At 41.4% G+C, this 17924-nt stretch carries 16 protein-coding genes; 7 read left to right on the forward strand and 9 right to left on the reverse strand.

Features of this window, described 5'->3' with window-relative positions:
• Nucleotides 1-51 precede the first annotated feature (51 nt).
• The gene (locus tag E0H81_RS00280; RefSeq protein ID WP_131315606.1) at nucleotides 52-582 is read left to right on the forward strand and encodes a gamma carbonic anhydrase family protein; all 531 of its coding nucleotides are present in this window, start codon (nucleotides 52-54) and stop codon (nucleotides 580-582) included.
• A 212-nt stretch (nucleotides 583-794) separates the two neighbouring features.
• On the opposite strand, the gene E0H81_RS00285 is transcribed toward E0H81_RS00280, so the two are convergent.
• The gene (locus tag E0H81_RS00285) at nucleotides 795-1277 is read right to left on the reverse strand and encodes a hypothetical protein (RefSeq protein WP_131315608.1); all 483 of its coding nucleotides are present in this window, start codon (nucleotides 1275-1277) and stop codon (nucleotides 795-797) included.
• A gap of 343 nt (nucleotides 1278-1620) precedes the next feature.
• Here E0H81_RS00285 and E0H81_RS00290 point away from each other — a divergent pair, with 343 nt between their 5' ends.
• The 5 genes from E0H81_RS00290 to E0H81_RS00310 all read left to right on the forward strand — a co-directional run bounded on the left by E0H81_RS00290 (nucleotide 1621) and on the right by E0H81_RS00310 (nucleotide 6148).
• Entirely contained in the window at nucleotides 1621-2106 is a 486-nt protein-coding gene (locus E0H81_RS00290; RefSeq protein WP_131268902.1) for an NUDIX hydrolase, read from the forward strand.
• 4 nt (nucleotides 2107-2110) lie between these two features.
• Nucleotides 2111-3244 (forward strand): tRNA 2-thiouridine(34) synthase MnmA, encoded by a 1134-nt coding sequence (gene mnmA / locus E0H81_RS00295; RefSeq protein ID WP_131315610.1) that lies wholly within the window; start codon nucleotides 2111-2113, stop codon nucleotides 3242-3244.
• A 15-nt stretch (nucleotides 3245-3259) separates the two neighbouring features.
• On the forward strand, nucleotides 3260-3991 hold the full coding sequence (gene hflD / locus E0H81_RS00300; RefSeq protein ID WP_131315612.1) for a high frequency lysogenization protein HflD: 732 nt from the start codon (nucleotides 3260-3262) through the stop codon (nucleotides 3989-3991).
• A 54-nt stretch (nucleotides 3992-4045) separates the two neighbouring features.
• Nucleotides 4046-5434, forward strand: a complete 1389-nt coding sequence (purB, locus tag E0H81_RS00305) for an adenylosuccinate lyase (protein WP_131315614.1) — start codon at nucleotides 4046-4048, stop codon at nucleotides 5432-5434.
• Between the two features lie 81 nt (nucleotides 5435-5515).
• The gene (locus E0H81_RS00310; RefSeq protein WP_131315616.1) at nucleotides 5516-6148 is read left to right on the forward strand and encodes a DUF2238 domain-containing protein; all 633 of its coding nucleotides are present in this window, start codon (nucleotides 5516-5518) and stop codon (nucleotides 6146-6148) included.
• 33 nt (nucleotides 6149-6181) lie between these two features.
• Here E0H81_RS00310 and E0H81_RS00315 read toward each other — a convergent pair whose 3' ends face one another.
• The 6 genes from E0H81_RS00315 to E0H81_RS00340 all read right to left on the reverse strand — a co-directional run bounded on the left by E0H81_RS00315 (nucleotide 6182) and on the right by E0H81_RS00340 (nucleotide 12837).
• A complete protein-coding gene (locus E0H81_RS00315; protein ID WP_131315618.1) occupies nucleotides 6182-6592 on the reverse strand; it encodes a hypothetical protein in 411 nt (136 codons plus the stop codon).
• 144 nt (nucleotides 6593-6736) lie between these two features.
• Entirely contained in the window at nucleotides 6737-7699 is a 963-nt protein-coding gene (gene sohB, locus E0H81_RS00320) for a protease SohB (protein WP_131315620.1), read from the reverse strand.
• Nucleotides 7700-8003: 304 nt separating this feature from the next.
• A complete protein-coding gene (gene pstB / locus E0H81_RS00325) occupies nucleotides 8004-8930 on the reverse strand; it encodes a phosphate ABC transporter ATP-binding protein PstB (protein ID WP_131315622.1) in 927 nt (308 codons plus the stop codon).
• Nucleotides 8931-8942: 12 nt separating this feature from the next.
• A complete protein-coding gene (pstA, locus tag E0H81_RS00330) occupies nucleotides 8943-10334 on the reverse strand; it encodes a phosphate ABC transporter permease PstA (protein WP_131315624.1) in 1392 nt (463 codons plus the stop codon).
• Nucleotides 10331-11710 carry a phosphate ABC transporter permease subunit PstC gene (pstC, locus tag E0H81_RS00335; protein ID WP_131315626.1) on the reverse strand — a complete coding sequence of 460 codons (1380 nt, stop codon included), beginning with the start codon at nucleotides 11708-11710 and terminating at the stop codon, nucleotides 10331-10333. The genes pstA and pstC overlap by 4 nt, the downstream gene beginning before the upstream one ends.
• A gap of 101 nt (nucleotides 11711-11811) precedes the next feature.
• Nucleotides 11812-12837: a substrate-binding domain-containing protein gene (locus tag E0H81_RS00340; protein WP_131315628.1), complete on the reverse strand. Its 1026-nt coding sequence runs from the start codon at nucleotides 12835-12837 to the stop codon at nucleotides 11812-11814.
• Nucleotides 12838-13302: 465 nt separating this feature from the next.
• Here E0H81_RS00340 and E0H81_RS00345 point away from each other — a divergent pair, with 465 nt between their 5' ends.
• Nucleotides 13303-14355 carry a Rieske 2Fe-2S domain-containing protein gene (locus E0H81_RS00345; RefSeq protein WP_131315630.1) on the forward strand — a complete coding sequence of 351 codons (1053 nt, stop codon included), beginning with the start codon at nucleotides 13303-13305 and terminating at the stop codon, nucleotides 14353-14355.
• A 424-nt stretch (nucleotides 14356-14779) separates the two neighbouring features.
• On the opposite strand, the gene E0H81_RS00350 is transcribed toward E0H81_RS00345, so the two are convergent.
• Nucleotides 14780-16312, reverse strand: a complete 1533-nt coding sequence (locus E0H81_RS00350) for a pyridoxal phosphate-dependent decarboxylase family protein (RefSeq protein WP_131315632.1) — start codon at nucleotides 16310-16312, stop codon at nucleotides 14780-14782.
• Between the two features lie 3 nt (nucleotides 16313-16315).
• Complete coding sequence (locus tag E0H81_RS00355) at nucleotides 16316-17689, reverse strand: diaminobutyrate--2-oxoglutarate transaminase (RefSeq protein WP_131315633.1); 1374 nt, start codon at nucleotides 17687-17689, stop codon at nucleotides 16316-16318.
• Between the last annotated feature and the right edge of the window lie 235 nt (nucleotides 17690-17924).

The raw sequence follows: 17924 nt of genomic DNA on the forward strand, positions 1-17924 counted from the left end.
GATGCTTTTTTATTTTATAATGACGCCATACCCTTGCCCCGAATTCCAATCATGAAAAAGAATATTCGCCCTTATCTAGATCACTCTCCTAAAATTGATGCCACTTGTTACATTGATGAAATGTCGGTGGTAATTGGGGACGTGAGTTTGGCTGAAAACGTTTCAGTCTGGCCTTTTGCGGTGATTCGTGGTGATGTGAATCATATTCATATTGGTAAAAACTCGAATGTGCAAGACCATTCCATGCTGCATGTCAGCCATAAAAAAGCCGATAAGCCTGAAGGTTCACCGCTGATTATTGGCGAAGATGTCACCATTGGTCATCATGTCAAATTACATGGCTGTACCATTGGTAATCGGGTTTTGGTCGGTATTGGCACCATTATTTTGGATGATGTCATCGTTGAAGATGACGTGATGATTGGCGCAGGTTCACTGGTTCCACCGAATAAGGTTTTAGAAAGTGGCTATTTATATGTGGGCAGTCCTGTGAAAAAAGTTCGCCCGCTCACTGATAAGGAAAAAGAGTTTTTGCCTTATTCAGCGCAGAATTATGTGAAGGTGGCGGGAAATTATAAGTAAGATTCCATATTTTATAATGTGTTGATGATCACGGCATGGTTCTCAAATTTTCTTGCCGAGGGATCTAAAATCAAAACCATAAAAGCCGACTTGTTTCAGAATCGGCTTTTTACTACTTTTTAGTCATGAATAAATTTTTAAATTGTTGATATTTAAATCAATATATAAGTGTACTTCGTCTAATGCCCATTATATTAAATGAGGGTGTTTAATTAATTTGAGTTTGCAAAATTGCTAAAATTTTTCTTAATTCTTCTCATGTCTTGAAGTGTATAACCATAATTTCCGAAACATTCTTGTAGCATTTTTGGATCACTCATTGGACTATCTAAAACAGTAAAAAATTCATTAATAATATTTACAGTAGATAAGTTAGCTTCTTTTTTTCTTGTATGAGGATTAGTTGTTATCAATTGATTTTTATTAAAATAATCAGCAGTAATTAAATCAGGTGAATTTTTAAGTTGAGGATTTAATCTTCTGAAATCAGTATTATAAAGAGGAATACAACTTTCTATTATTCGTGGTAAGGCTCTGTCAGTTAAGAACGTGTTTAAGTTGGATTCTATATCTCCAGTAGGTTTTGCATTATTAATATTTGAAGGTTTTACTGGAAAACCATGAAACATCCATTGTATACCCCATAAAATTACCATGACTAAAATTACTGAAAAGATGATTTTTAATTTCTTCATTTTTTAAGTTTTCCTAAAATTAACATACTAAACCTTATAAGAAATGCTTTAACTTTTTTCCTTTTGCATTAATATCTTCATAAAACTCATTTCAGTAGTCAGCTCAATCGAGTGACTTTTATTTCAATATTCGCGTTTCACGCTCACTATTCAAACATTGTTCCACGACTTTAGTTAGCTATTATTAATAATTTATATTTATACAACTTAACTGTAAAAGGTAATTCTAAAAATAGACATCAATTCATTGCAATTTTATAAACCGCCAAAGAAATCCCCTCCCATCATAGCCACCACGTCCTAAATTTTGTAGAATAGCCCTTTTACTCCCTGGTGCTTTTCAATGACCGCTTGGACTGCTCACGTTACCGTAGCCACCGTTGTCGAAAAAAACGGCAAATTCCTTTTTGTTGAAGAACATACGGAAGGCGTAACCCATACCGTGTTTAATCAGCCTGCAGGTCATGTTGAAGCTGGCGAAACTATCATTGAGGCTGCCATTCGCGAAACCATGGAAGAAACCGGGCATGATGTCGAAATCGAATCATTGCTTGGCATCTATACCTATACTCCCCCAATGTTTCCTGACCGTACTTACTATCGTTTTTGCTTCCTGGCGCGTGATGTTCAATATCATCCGGATGCCAAGCTCGATACAGGTATTATTGGTGCAGTCTGGATGACGCTGGATGAGTTAAAAGAGTCTGCACGAGCACGTAGTCCCTTAGTGATTAAAGCCGTGGAAGATGCTTTATCTGGTCAAAAATATCCTTTATCGCTCATTTACGAGCACCAAAATTCTCCCTTAATTTCAACTTTGGATGCTTAATCCTATGCAACAACGTGTCATCGTCGGTATGTCTGGTGGTGTAGATTCTTCTGTTTCTGCAGCGCTTCTTCTTCAACAAGGATATCAGGTTGAAGGACTTTTCATGAAAAACTGGGAAGAAGATGACGGCACGGAATATTGCACGGCCATGGAAGACCTTGCCGATGCGCAAGCCGTTTGCGACAAAATTGGCATCAAACTGCATACAGCCAACTTTGCCATGGAATATTGGGATCGTGTCTTTGAGCACTTCCTGGCGGAATATGCGGCTGGCCGCACTCCAAACCCGGATATCTTGTGTAATAAAGAAATCAAGTTCCGTGCCTTCTTAGACCATGCCGTGAACTTGGGCGCAGACTTTATTGCCACTGGTCATTACTGCCGTCGCGGTGAAACCCTGATCAACTCACGTGGTGAAGAATACGCACCTTTATTACGCGGCTTTGACCAAAATAAAGATCAAACTTATTTCTTACATGCCGTACATGGTCGTGAAATTAACAAAACCCTGTTCCCTGTGGGTGAAATTGAAAAACCGGAAGTTCGTCGTATTGCTGAAGAACTTGGTTTAGCCACAGCGAAGAAAAAAGATTCAACCGGCATTTGCTTTATTGGCGAACGTCGTTTTAATGACTTCTTAAAACAGTATTTGCCTGCCCAAGCTGGAAAAATTTACCTAGATACAGGTAAAGAGGTTGGTGAACATCACGGCTTAATGTACTATACGCTCGGTCAACGTGGCGGCATCGGCTTGGGTGGTCTTAAAGGCGAATCTGAAGGTGCATGGTTTGTTCTTTATAAAGATATTGAAAACAACCGCCTCGTCATTGGTCAGGGTCATGAACATCCACTGATGCAAAGTACTATACTTTGGAGTGAAGCGATTGACTGGGTTGCGGGTGAACAAGAAATTCCAGAGACTGGATTCCGTTGCACTGCGAAAACGCGTTATCGCCAACCCGATCAAGGCTGTGTGATTTATAAAGATACCGATATGCCAAATGGCGTACGTGTTGAATTTGACGAACCGCAACGTGCGGTGACTCCAGGACAAAGTGTAGTGTTCTACGCAGATGAAGTTTGTTTAGGTGGCGGTGTGATTCATCATACCAATGCGCCAAAACCTGATTTTATTTAAAAGGAAGCGATAGGCATGGCTGAGTTACCCTTTCAACAGCCTCAAACTTTGAATATACGCCAAAACCGTGCTTTGGCGTTGGCAGCTGTGTTTCAATCGACACAGCTGACCCATATGACCGCCATGTCGGGACAACAGAGTATTGGTGAAAGCGGTAGTTTCTATTTAGAACAACTCATCAAAGCCAGCCTGAATATCCGCCCTACCGCCAATGAATCCTGCCAAACCTTAGATTTTTTTAATCAGCTTGCTGACATTTCCCTCGGTTTAAAAACCTTAGAAAATAGTATTAACCAACCGTTTAACACCTCCCCCAAATCCCGTTTACCCAAACTCTCTAGCGCCAAGTTGCCAATGAGCTATGCCATGGCCTTGTTACAATTAGAGAAAAAAGTCTATAGCAATCCAAAATTCGTTGAAATTATTGAAAAATCCCAACAAAAAATATTAAAGCAACTTTCATTTTTTGATAATAATTATCTGCATCCCAGTATTATTGCCAACCTAGCCCAAACCTATATTGAAACTGCGGGACAAATTAATCCGCGCATTATGGTCAAAGGCAATGCCCAAGCGTTTAAAGATACTTCCCATACCAATCGTATTCGTGCTTCCCTGTTTACTGGCCTGCAACTGGCGCACTTATGGCGTCAAATGGGCGGCAGTTCATGGGGTATGATTTTCAGTAAGCGTAAGCTGCTCCAAGATATTCAAGATCTTGCCCGTTTACAGTATCAGGTGGTTTAACTGATGCTGTGCGGGCTTTGTTTTACGTTTAATTCCAATGTTTAAGGAATCGCTATGAACGCTTTAACCGCACTTTCTCCATTAGATGGACGCTACGCGAGCAAATGTGATGCTCTACGTCCTTTCCTCTCTGAGTTTGGTTTAATCCATGCTCGTGTGACTGTTGAAGTGCGCTGGTTACAAGCGCTTGCAAACCGTCCTGAAATCACTGAAGTTCCAGCTTTTTCAGCAGCAACCAATGCTGCTCTAGATGCAATTGTGACTGATTTCTCTGAAGATGATGCAAACCGCATTAAAGAAATTGAACGTACCACCAACCACGATGTAAAAGCGGTTGAATACTTTCTTAAAGAAAAAATTGCCCACATTGATGAATTGAAAGATGCGGGTGAATTCATTCACTTTGCATGTACTTCTGAAGACATCAACAACTTGTCTCACGCCCTGATGTTAAAAAATGGTCGTGAGGTTCTGGTTGCTTCAATGCAAAGCATCATCGATGCAATTGCAGCTTTGGCTGAAACGCATGCTGAACAACCAATGTTGTCTCGTACGCATGGTCAAACTGCAAGCCCAACCACTTTGGGTAAAGAAATGGCAAATGTGGCTTACCGCCTTGCACGCCAAATCAAACAATTTAACAATGTTGAATTGCTGGGTAAAATCAATGGCGCTGTAGGTAACTACAATGCACATTATTCAGCATATCCGGACATTAACTGGCCTGCTCATTCACAAGCTTTTGTTGAATCTTTAGGTTTAGCGTTCAACCCGTACACCACTCAAATTGAACCACATGATTACATGGCGGAACTTTTTGATGCGCTTCGTCGTTTCAATACTATCTTGATCGACTTTAACCGTGACGTTTGGGGTTATATCTCTTTAGGTTTCTTCAAACAACGTTTGAAAGAAGGTGAAGTGGGTTCTTCAACTATGCCACACAAAGTTAACCCGATTGACTTCGAAAACTCTGAAGGTAACTTAGGTCTTGCCAATGCTGTATTGGCTCACTTGGGTGAAAAACTTCCAGTATCTCGCTGGCAACGTGACTTAACTGACTCTACTGTTCTTCGTAACATGGGTGTTGGTTTTGCGCAAAGCTTGATCGCTTTTGAAGCTTGCTCTAAAGGTATTGGCAAATTAGAGCTTAACGCTGCACGTATTGCTGAAGATTTAGACCATGCTCAGGAAGTACTGGCTGAACCGATTCAAACGGTTATGCGTCGTTATAACGTAGAAAAACCATACGAAAAATTAAAAGCCCTGACTCGTGGTCAAGCAATGACTCGCGAAATGATGGTGAACTTCGTAAATGGTAATGAACTTGAAGCTGTTCCTGCTGCGGATCGTGCACGTCTTGCGACAATGACACCTGCAACTTATACAGGTAATGCAGCTGAGCAAGCCAAACAAATTAAAGATTTAATTGCTAAAATCTAATTAAATTTCAGTCAGAAAAAGCGAAGCTTCGGCTTCGCTTTTTTATTATAATTCCAATACTTTATAGTCGAAAACCATAAGATGATTGAATACCAGCTCACCTTGAAACACTGGCTTGGTTTAGGTTTTTTAACCCTTGCCATTGTGATTGCAAGTATTCAACCGCTCGAATTATTCTCTTATGTGCTGCATCAGGTCGGTACAGCATTTATGCTGATAGTCCTGTTGATTTGTTTAAAAAAAATCGGGCTGACTTATTTCAGTTTTGCTTTATATCTCTTGTTTTTACTGATTCATATTATCGGTGCGCATTATCTTTATTCTTATGTGCCCTATAATGAGTGGCTGATTCAGCTGTTCAATTTTGATTTAAATCAGTCTATAGGCTGGACACGCAATATGTACGATCGACTGGTGCATATTGCTTTTGGCTTGTTGCTTTATCCATTTTTCTATCGCCTGTTTCAAGTTTGGCTACCGACGTTAAAACCCAGCGTAACTTTTCTATTGGTCATTCAATTTGTAATCACCACAAGTCTTGTCTATGAATGGATTGAATGGTGGATTGCGATTGGCTTATCCCCAGAGGAAGCAGAAAACTATAATGGCCAGCAAGGTGATATTTGGGATGCGCATAAAGATATTTTACTGGCAACCCTTGGCGCGATCATGACCGGCATGATCTGCTTATTTAAAGCTGCCAAACATAACTAATATTTAAATAGTGAAACGTCTACATTGTTTTTTTTATTGCTGAATCGAGGTCGGTTCAATCCATTTCAAAATGGTCGATTCAGGTAATTGTGAATTGAGTTTGCGATCATGAAACTCAAAGCAAATATAATCACCTTTATGCTTAGGTGCTAAGCTTTCATCAAAGCGGAAATGGCGAAAATATTTGGAATCATCAAGCTGTAAAGTAATACGCTCAAACGTCTTCCCTCTGCTATAACGCCCGCCTTTAGAATACTGTTTATAGTACTGCACTGTGCCACAAGCAGTTGACACGGTTAACGGCTTATCGCTATTTAAATACAGTCCATAGCCAAAAATTAAAAATCCAGGCAGCATCAGTAAAAATGGCGCACCCGCTTTCCAGTCATCTGGCTTAACCTGAGGAACGATGTAAAGAATGGCATAGGCTGGCAATCCGACCATGCACATTAACCCCAAAACAGTAAGAAACGTCGCCATTTTATATATGAGCAATCAATGAATTATAAAATAATATTAGCATAAGCATTTAATATTGCTAAAAAAAAGCACACCGAAGTGTGCTCTCATACGCATGGGTTTAAAGAATTAAAGTTTTGGATCACGCAGTTGAATGACATTCGCACTCGCTTTTGCCAAAGTCTCCATCACTTTATTCATCACCGCAGGCACCAGGCTATCTGCCATTTGAGCTGCCTGTAAACCCAACTTTTCACCCAAGGTTGGTTTACGGCGGGTATCAATCACATACACATCATGCTGTGCCAATAAGCCCAGCAGATATTCATCTGAAGTTTGCAGTTTGTCGACCAGGTTTAATTCAAGCGCATCTTTTCCATACCAATGCTCACCTGTTGCGACTTTTTCAACATTCAGCTGTGGACGGTATTTTTCCACAAAGTGCTTAAACAATTCATGGGTTTGTTGCAACTCTTCTTCAAATTTGGCTTTACCTTCAGCGGTATTTTCGCCAAACATGGTTACGGTACGTTTAAACTCACCTGCGGTATAAAGCTCGAAATCGATATGCTTTTCTTTTAATAAGCGGTTGAAGTTGGGCACTTGCGCAACCACACCAATTGAACCCACCACCGCAAACGGCGCAGAAACAATTTCGTTGGCAATACATGCCATCATATAACCACCGCTGGCTGCGACTTTATCGACACAGATGGTCAGGTTAAAACCGGCATCACGCAGACGCACCAGTTGTGCAGCTGCTAGACCATAGCCATGCACCATACCACCCGGGCTTTCCAAGCGAACCACCACACGGTCACGCCCTGCTTTTGCCGTCGCTAAAATCAGGGTAATTTCTTCACGTAAACTTTCTACCGCAGATGCAGCGGTATCGCCCTTAAAATCGAGTATATAAATTTTTTGATTATTTTTTTTGCGTAAACGCGTTTCCTTTGAAAGCTGTTGAGTCAATTGCAACAGTTCAAATTTAGATGAGGTGGTTTGCGCAATTTTTTTACGTTGTTCATTTACGCGCGCATTCAAATGGCTGATTCGAATTTCGGCCGGCAATTTGGGGGTATGGAATAACATATAAAATGATTTCTCTAATTGTATGTGCAGTTGTCTTTAACATGAGGTCAAAACATTGAAAATTCAATATGAATTTTATTAATCATCTAATTGCAGAGATGTTTTCCATTTAAGTACTTCATACCTTGAGTCATTTTCTCAGCATAAAAACATATGCCTAAAGATAATAATCGGATAAAAAATAAAGCTTAAAGGGTTACTAACTGAACACGTTGTATTCCATTTTTAGACAAAAATATTTGATAAAAAATGGATGATTCAATAAAAAAGAGCCTTTCGGCTCTTTTTCAATACTGTCATTTCATTAACCAAAACGACCGGTAATATAAGCTTCTGTCAATTGATGATCCGGCTGGGTAAAGACTTTTTCAGTGGCATTCACTTCAATTAAATCACCTAAGTGAAAGTATGCGGTACGATCCGAAACACGCGCAGCCTGCTGCATCGAGTGCGTCACAATGGCAATAGTATATTGGGTTGAAAGCTCTGAAATCAGTTCTTCAATTTTTGCCGTAGCAATTGGGTCCAGTGCTGAACATGGTTCATCCATCAAAATCACTTCCGGACTCACCGCGATAGTGCGCGCAATACATAAACGCTGTTGCTGACCACCAGAAAGACCTGTACCTGGCTGGTTTAAACGGTCTTTTACTTCGTCCCAAAGACCGGCTTTATGCAGGCTATTTTCAACAATTTCTTCCAGGTCGTATTTGTCACGTGCCAAACCGTGAAGTTTTGGACCGTACGCCACATTGTCAAAAATTGATTTCGGGAATGGATTGGGTTTCTGGAACACCATGCCGACTTGCGCGCGTAGCAATACCACATCTAAATTTGGATCATAGATATCCTGATTATCCAGCATGACTTTACCGCTTACCCGGCACGAATCAATGGTGTCATTCATTCGGTTTAAAGTACGCAGGAAAGTGGATTTACCACAACCGGATGGACCAATAAAAGCAATCACTTCATTTTCATAGATATTTAAATCAATACCTTTAATGGCTTCTGCTTGACCATAGTACACATGCACATCCGAAGTGCTTATTTTCACATTGGCTGTTTTATTTTCTTTTTTAGCCGAAGGACTGGTATCAAATTGAGAAACAAATGCAGTGCCTTGATATTTTTTATCTACTTCGGGTGAGGTAAATTGTTTCTGATCTTGATTCACGGTTTGATCCTGTTCTAAGGAATTTGTTTTTGACATCGCTGTTACAGTATTCATATATTGCTCCTCTTACCAGCGCACTTCAAACTTCTTGCGTAACCAGATTGCCAGACTATTTAGGCCCACCATCAGTGCAAGTAAGACAATAATTGCAGCAGCGGTACGCCCTTCGAAGAAGTTACGTAATTCATTGCCCTGCCATAAGAAAATCTGTACCGGTAATGCTGTGGATTGATCGAGTGGCGAAGCCGGAACACTCGCTACAAAGGCACTCATCCCAATCAGCAGCAGCGGAGCGGTTTCACCTAAGGCTTGTGCTACACCAATAATCGCACCGGTTAAGATGCCCGGTATCGCAAGTGGCAATACATGGTGGAATACCGTTTGTACACGCGAAGCACCCAAGCCCAATGCCGCCTGACGAATCGATGGTGGTACAGCTTTAAGCGATGCACGCGTGGTAATAATTACGGTTGGGAGAGTCATCAGGCTTAATACCAGACCACCGACCAAGGGTGCAGAAATAGGTAACTGCATCCAGCCAATAAAAATGGCAGCGCCGAGCAAACCGAATACAATGGAGGGTACGGCTGCAAGGTTATTGATATTGACTTCCACGACATCGGTAATGAAATTTTTCGGTGCAAATTCTTCAAGATAAATGGCAGATGCCACACCAATGGGAATCGAGATAAAAATCACGATCAGCATCATGAACAATGAGCCCATGATTGCACCAGCTAAACCAGACGTTGCCGGAGAACTACGTGAGTCTGGATTGGTGAAAATATGAGTATTAAAGCTATTTTCAAGCACACCTTTGGCTTTTAAATCATCAGCCAGTTGGCGAACTTCCGGGCTTAATTGCTGCTGATCATCAGGCAATGATCGATCAATATTTCCTGCCAGCCAGACATCGACATTGGCATCGGCTAGAATATTTAAATCTTTCTTCTGACCAATCAAGGCTGGATCTGCGAGCACCAGATCACGTAAACGGTATGTTTCTGAACTGGTATACAGACTTCCAATCTCATCACGTCTGGACGCAATAGTTGGATCTTTTGCAATTAATCCATTTACGATTAAAGCATCCCAGTCGACCATCCCCATTTCAGTTTGCCAAGCAATATAGCGTTCCTGAAAATGGGCCGGAGATTCGCCCTCTTTTTTCGCAGGCTTCGCGCCAGCATTAATAATGGTCGGGTCAAAATAGACTGGAACGGTCATGCTGGTTTGCCAAAATGCCGGTAAACCCTTTGCCAGAATACTTCCGAATAGCAGTACCACAAAGAACAGACCGGTAATCACTGCAGAGAAGCCAAATATACGAAACATTTTTTCTTTGCGATGACGCTTGGCTAAAGTATTACGAATCCTTTGTTTGCGTTTTTCGCGTAATTCAGCGGCAACGCGTGGATCACGTGCCTGATCCATGGAAGATGTATTAGAAGTACTCATTCATATTGCTCGCGATATTTACGCACGATAAACAGTGCAACAATGTTCAGGCCTAAAGTAATCACAAACAAGGTTAATCCCAAAGCAAATGCCACCAGTGCTTGTGGGCTGGCAAAGTCGGTATCCCCTGTGAGTTGATTGACGATAGTAATGGTCACGGTTGAAATCGCTTCCAGCGGATTGGCATGCAGTAAGGGACTATTCCCTGCGGCCAAGACCACGATCATGGTTTCACCAATTGCACGCGATGCCGCAAGTAAAAATGCGCCAATAATGCCCGGCAAGGCTGCAGGCAACACCACCTGACGAATGGTTTCCGACTTGGTTGCACCGAGTCCCAAAGAGCCATCACGTAGCGAGCGAGGCACCTGGGTAATAATGTCATCGGAGAGTGATGATACAAACGGGATAATCATAATCCCCATCACGAAACCTGCGGTTAAGGCACTGGTGGCATTAATTTCTAGCCCAACGCTTGCTCCAAGCATTTTAAAGAATGGGCCAATAATCATCAGTGCAAATACACCGTATACAATTGTTGGAATTCCGGCTAAAACTTCAATTGCCGGTTTTGCCCAAGAGCGAAAGCCAGAGGATGCATACTCAGCCAAATAGATTGCAATCATTAAACCGACGGGTACTGCGACTAATAAAGCGATACCACTGACCATCAGTGTGCCCCACAGCAGTGGCAGCAAACCATAACTTCCTTCAGCATTTCCTGATGTACTAAAACCCGGATTCCATTCTGTACCAAAGAAGAAATCGAGTGGACTGACGAAGTGAAAGAAGCGCATGGCTTCACTAAACATCGACATCACAATACCGATGGTGGTTAAAATAGCTACACCAGAACATAAGGCTAAAGCGATATTAATGGTTTTTTCGACCTGATTACGTGCACGAAATTGTTGGGCGACACGTTTTTTTGCCAAAACCAGCCCCGCCAAAGCAGCACAGATCACCACTGCCAATTTAGCAAAAGAACTGATGGTTTCAATTCTGGATAACTGTTGTGCTGCTGCAATTTCATAGGCTGCGGCTTGATCACTGACGCCAAAGCCAGAGGCAATCGCCTGAACACGGTCAATCACCACTTCCATGCCAGATCGATCTAATGTTGCTGCAATATTTGCAGGTACATTATCTAAAATCACATGTCGTAAAATATTCGGTTCGACAATATTCCAAACCAGTAAAATTAAAAAAGCAGGGATACCACACCATAAAGCCACCAACGCACCGTAATATCCAGGACGAGAGTGCAACTTCGCAGAGTTATTTCCCTTACCTGCCAGGCTACGGCTTTTAGATAACCCGATTTGATAGGCTACGGCAATCAATGCCAATAACACACCTATGAGTAGCAGATTCATGTATTCTCCGGCATTTTTTCAATTTTCATGCTTTGAAAAAACCTTGTCTTTGCAAAAAAGCTGATGCTAGAAATTATCTAGCACCAGCTCGTTCATCCTAATTACTTAACCGCTTTACCAGCTTTCAAAGCTGCAAGAGTGTTTGCACGTTCTTTATCAGACATTGAAATCAAACCCGCTTTTTCCAGCTTAGAACCTTTACCTGAAACTTTCTTACTTAAGAAGTATTCAGAATATTGCTGTAAACCTTTGATTGATTTAAGGTGCTCACCTTTCACGTAGAAGTACAATGGACGTGATACTGGGTAAGAACCATTTAGAATCGTTTTTTCTGATGGCACAACATTGTTGACTGTCGCTACACGTAATTTGTCACGGTTTTGATCATAGAAACCTAGACCAAATACACCTACCGCACTTGGAGAAGTTTTTAAACGTGCCAGTGTTTCAGTATAGTCGCCTGCAATTTCAATCACTTTGCCGTCTTTACGGAAAGTAGAACATGCTTTCTTCTGTGCATCTTTATCTAAATTTTTGAAATATGCGTAAGATTCACAACCTGCTTCAACCATTTTTTCCTGGAACACTTCACGTGTACCGTGGTTAGATGCTGGAATTACCAATGTAATTGGTTCATTTGGAAGTGATTTGTCAATTTGGTTCCAACGTGTATACGGGTTGGCAACCAATTTACCATTCGAAGGTAATTCTGCTGCAAGCGCTGCAAATACATGTTGAGGACGTAATTTATAAGAGGCTTTTTTTGAGTTAGACGCAAATACAATACCGTCATAACCCACTTTAATTTCAATCACCTGATTCACGCCTGCTTTCTTACATGCAGCCAATTCAGAATCTTTAATTTTACGAGATGCATTGGCGATGTCGATAGTATTGTCACCCACGCCTTGACAGAATTGCTTCAAACCGCCCGATGTACCACCAGAACCCACAACCGGTGTTTTAAACTGCGGAAAAGTATTGCCAAATTCTTCTGCCACAATACTTGCATAAGGCAGCACAGTGGAAGAACCAGCGATCTGGATGGTGTCACGAGCTGCATTTGCTGTTGTTGTTACCACTGCCCCTGAAACTGCTAAAGCAAGTGCGATGTGATTTAAGCGCATTCTTTTCTCTCTTTATTAGATGCAATTTTGAAGTACGCTACTTTTTATAAAGTTTTGTACTTGTTTCGATCATTGCATTTTGATTTTATAATATGACAAAGAAGTTACAGCTATGTGACGTTTTAATGATAATTGAAATAGCGGTTTTTACATTAAAATAAATTTATAAAAATCAATAAATAGAATCAAATCTAATCTCATAATTTTTTATTTCTTTGATGACTCTCATTGTAATTATTCATTTACGATTATTAAAAACAATTGCTTATTCTTTAATCATTGATATGGCTGTCTGATCATTTCAGTTAATTTAACGCTGATTTATCTTTTTTCATTTCACTTATTTTATTTTCTACAACGCCTCACTGTTCTAATTTTTGCAATCCCAAATCCAGTTAATTGAAATTTCATAGAACGGGCTACTGTTTTATATTCGACCTCAAGATAAAGAAAAAAGATTCGGTTATGAACAGTAAAAATATTGCCACTTTTAATCCTGATCTACCTGTGCATATGACATTTGAGGAACACGACTGGCATTTATTAGCACAACATTGGTATCCGATTGCCCTTGCCCGTGATATTACAGATCAGCCAACAGGTACAATGCTGCTGGATATGCCTTTGGTCATTTACAAGATGGAGAATGAGCTTATTGTTGCCAAAGATGCCTGCCCTCATCGGGGCGTTCCCTTAAGCTTGGGGAAAAATGATGGGCAAGGCGTGGTTTGTCGTTATCATGGATTACGATTCGGCAGTCAGGGCAAATGCAACCGTATTCCTGCACACCCAGAGCAGAAAATATCGGAACGCTTCAATCTAAAAACCTATGCTGCAGTGGAAAGGTATGGCCTGATTTGGTGTTCACTGACTGCAGCAAAAAATGCCAAACCTAATATTCCAGTTATGCCATTTGGGGATGATGCTGAATATCAACAGCTGGTTTGCCCGCAAATCGACATTAACTGCTTTGCAGGAAGACAGCTCGAAGGCTTTATTGATGTAGCGCATTTTGCCTGGGTGCATCCAGAGACTTTTGGCGATCCGGATAATGTAGAAGTACCTGACTATACAACCACTGAAACCGATCATGGGTTTTCTGCCGACTATATCAGTGGTGTGGGACGTTATCCGATTGGACTAGATCAGCGTGGTCAGGAGGATTTTAAATGGCTCAGACATTTTGAAATTAGTTTGCCCTTTACCGCAACTTTAACCATTCATTTTCCTAACGATGCACGACAAGTTATTATGAATGCTGCATCTCCCATGACAGCACGTTCGACACGGCTATTTGCCCCGATTTGCCGAAATTATGATAAAGACTTACCGGTTGAAGATGCCTATGACTTTAACTTAAAAATTTTTGAGGAAGATCGTTTGATTGTGGAAAATCAAAAACCTGAATATCTACCACTCGATTTATCATTAGAAGCACATTTCCCTGCCGATCGAAGTTCGAGTATGTACCGTAAACTGTTGCGAAAAATGGGGTTAAGTCCGTTATTTGCAGCATGAAAAAGATTTTCGGGTGAAAAATCAATCAATTATTCATCAAAGTTTGCATAGTACCTCGCTATTTACAATCACCTCTCCCTAACCCTCTCCTTCAAGCAGAGGGAACCTACACTGCCAATTTTATATTCTTTTAAATTTTTGCTATTTAATCCATGAAATTATAAGCCGTACACTACTATCGTGACTGGCGACACGGATGTCGCCGTTAGGCAAAGGTCACATGGACGTACCTTTTGCCTAACCAATGATTCTGGTTACCTTGCGGAATATATTCTTATCCTTGAAAAGTAAAAAGCGGCCTACGCAAAAAATACAATGCTTAAATGACAATTGAGGCCATGCATCAAATTAAACTTATCGAGTTAGATAAAAAAAGGAGATCAATTGATCTCCTTTTCTTTAATACAATAAACAACGCTATCGATTAGTCGATTGCAGGTGTATATGTACCATCAGCGATTGCATCTTTAATACGGTCAGCTTCCGCTAATACAAGATCTAGCAAAGCTTTCACGTTTTCTAAAGTTGCAACCGGGCTTAAAGTGGTCATCTTCAAAGATTGAACATCACCCACTTTCGTTACCCCAATATTCGCTTCACCACGTGCAAACAATTCATCTGCAACGTTCTGATTCAGTGTATCCAGTAATTCTGCTGGATAACCCTCAGGAATCACACGGAACAATACAGAAGCAAATTGCGGATCAACCAGCATCTCTAAACCAGCAGTTGCATTGATGTAGTCAGCCACTTCACGGGTCAACTTCACACCATGGTCAATCATCGAACCATAAAGCTCTTCACCGAGTGCCTCAACCGTCATCCACAATTTCAACGCATCAAAACGACGGGTTGTTTGTAATGATTTAGACACCAGATTTGGAACACCATGCTCTTCATCATAAGCAGAGTTTAAGTACTCAGCTTCATAATGCATGAAACGGTAGTTCGCTTCGTCTTTCAACAAGAACGCGCCACAAGAAATGGTTTGGAAATAATGCTTATGGAAATCAAGTGTCACTGAATCAGACAACTCGATCCCATCAAGCATTGAACGGAACTCATTCGAAAGAATCAGTGCCCCGCCCCATGCTGCATCGATGTGCATCCACGCGCCATACTTGTTGGTTATGTCACGAATCGCTTTTAATGGATCAATCGCACCGGCATCTGTTGTACCTGCGGTCGCAACCACACATGCAACGATTTTGCCTTGCGCCTGTAGTTGCGCCATGGTTTGCTCAAGAGCGACAACATCCATCTGTGCATTTTTGTTCACTGGAACAGTGACCACAGACTGGAAGCCCATACCCATCATCGCCATGTTCTTTTGCACAGAGAAATGTGCATTTTCAGAACAAATGACTTTGACATTACGCATCGCATCGCCTGGAATACCATCACGCTGTACAGACCACGGATTGGCGTTTTCGTCTTTCCAGTTTTTCGAGATACAAGCATCACGGGCAAGCAGCACACCCATCAAGTTCGATTGCGTACCGCCAGAGGTGAATACACCTGCCTGACCTGAACCGTAACCGACTTTTTGACGAAGCCAGTCAATTAACTGAACTTCCATCAACGAACCTGCAGGGCTTTGATCCCATGAGTCCATAGACTGGTTGGTTGCATTAATTAAAACTTCAGCAATTTGGCTCACTACCATGGTTGGGCAGTGTAAATGTGCTAAAGAATGGGGATGGTGTACTTTTAAGCTTTTGTTTAAAAAAAGCTCAACCATACGCTTAAGCGATTTATGCACGCCCAAGCCTTGTTTAGTGGCATTAAAAGAAATCGCACTGCGCAAATCTTTAATGCTGCCACCGGTGTACATTTTGTCGTTATGCAACCATGCTGCTACAGCTTTTGTAGCCTCATCCATTGCTGACTGATAGTCAGCAATGGATTGAGCATCATTGCAGAGTAACGCTTTACGGTGTTCTGCAAAATCTACCATGTATTATGCGCCTCGAGTAGCAATAAGCGCTTCAGCAATTGCTTTCTTAAAGCGGGCAATCGCTTCAACACATTCGTCATGCGTGATGATGAGTGGGCAAAGTAAACGAATCACTGTACCGTTACGGCCACCTTTCTCGAGCAACAATTTGTTGTCGAAACATGCTGCCTGAATCGCAGCAGCCAATTGAGAATCACCTGGTAATGAACCCATGTGATCTGCTTGTTGGCGTTCATCTACGATTTCAACACCAATCATCAAACCACGGCCACGTACATTACCAATACATGGGAATTCTACAGCCAATTTTTTCAATTCAGCTTGTAAAAAATCACCACGTTCTTGCGCGTTTTGAGCCAAGTTTTGTTCTTTAATGGTTTTGATTGTTGCAAGACCAGTACCCATCGCCAATTGGTTACCACGGAACGTACCGGTGTGACCAGCAGGCTGCCAAGCATCAAACTTACGTTTAATACCAAGCACTGCAAGCGGCAAGCTACCACCTACTGCTTTAGACATCACCACAACATCCGGCTCAATCCCTGCATGTTCAAAAGCAAACATTTTGCCTGAACGGGCAAAACCAGCTTGGACTTCATCAAGAATAAGTACGATATTGTGTTTTTCAGTTACTTCACGGATTTTTTTCAACCATTTGGTTGGCGCAGTAACCACACCACCTTCACCTTGAATAGCTTCAAGAATCACGGCAGCAGGTTTGGTTACACCACTTTCTACATCTTCAATGAAGTTTTCGAAGAAGTAAGTTAAAGCATCTACCCCTGCTTCACCACCAAGACCCAATGGGCAACGGTATTCATGCGGATATGGCATAAACTGTACGCCAGGCATTAAGCCATTCACCGAATTCTTCGCAGATAAGTTACCTGTCATGGCCAAAGCGCCATGCGTCATTCCGTGATAACCGCCGGAGAAGCTGATCACTGAACTACGACCTGTATAGGTTTTTGCTAATTTAATTGCTGCTTCTGTGCCATCTGCACCAGACGGACCACAGAACTGTAAACAATACTCAGCCTTACCACCCGGTAATTGCTCAAGTAAAGCTTCAGTAAAAGCATCTTTTAAAGGTGTGGTTAAATCCAAAGTATGCAATGGGAGGCCACTTGCAAGTGTATCTTGGATACTTTGAATGACCGCAGGATGGTTATGGCCCAAAGCCAATGTTCCTGCCCCAGCTAAACAATCGAGGTACTCTGTACCTTCAACATCAGTAACCCAACATCCTAAAGCTTTTGCTATCGCTAACGGTAATTTACGAGGATAGCTACGAACATTGGATTCCATCTGGCTTTGGCGAGTCAAATAGTATTCGTTAGTAGAATTAGGGGCAGGATTTACAGAAGAAACGCTCATATCGAATTACCATCTCTGATATGGGTTGAAAGAAATAAGTCGGGTGACTTGCGGTCCTTTGACTCGGTGCTTTATAGAATCTAGCTAGACATGAATTTTTTTGTCATAACTAAAGGGCGGATGATACCGACTTTTTCTGAAAAATAAACAACTTTCGGTACTTTATCTGCCCTATTTTATCGAAAAAAACATCAAGCTAATCTATAACTTGAATTATCATCTTACATTGTGACAG

It is taken from the genome of Acinetobacter terrestris, assembly GCF_004331155.1.
Classification (GTDB): Bacteria; Pseudomonadota; Gammaproteobacteria; order Pseudomonadales; family Moraxellaceae; genus Acinetobacter; species Acinetobacter terrestris.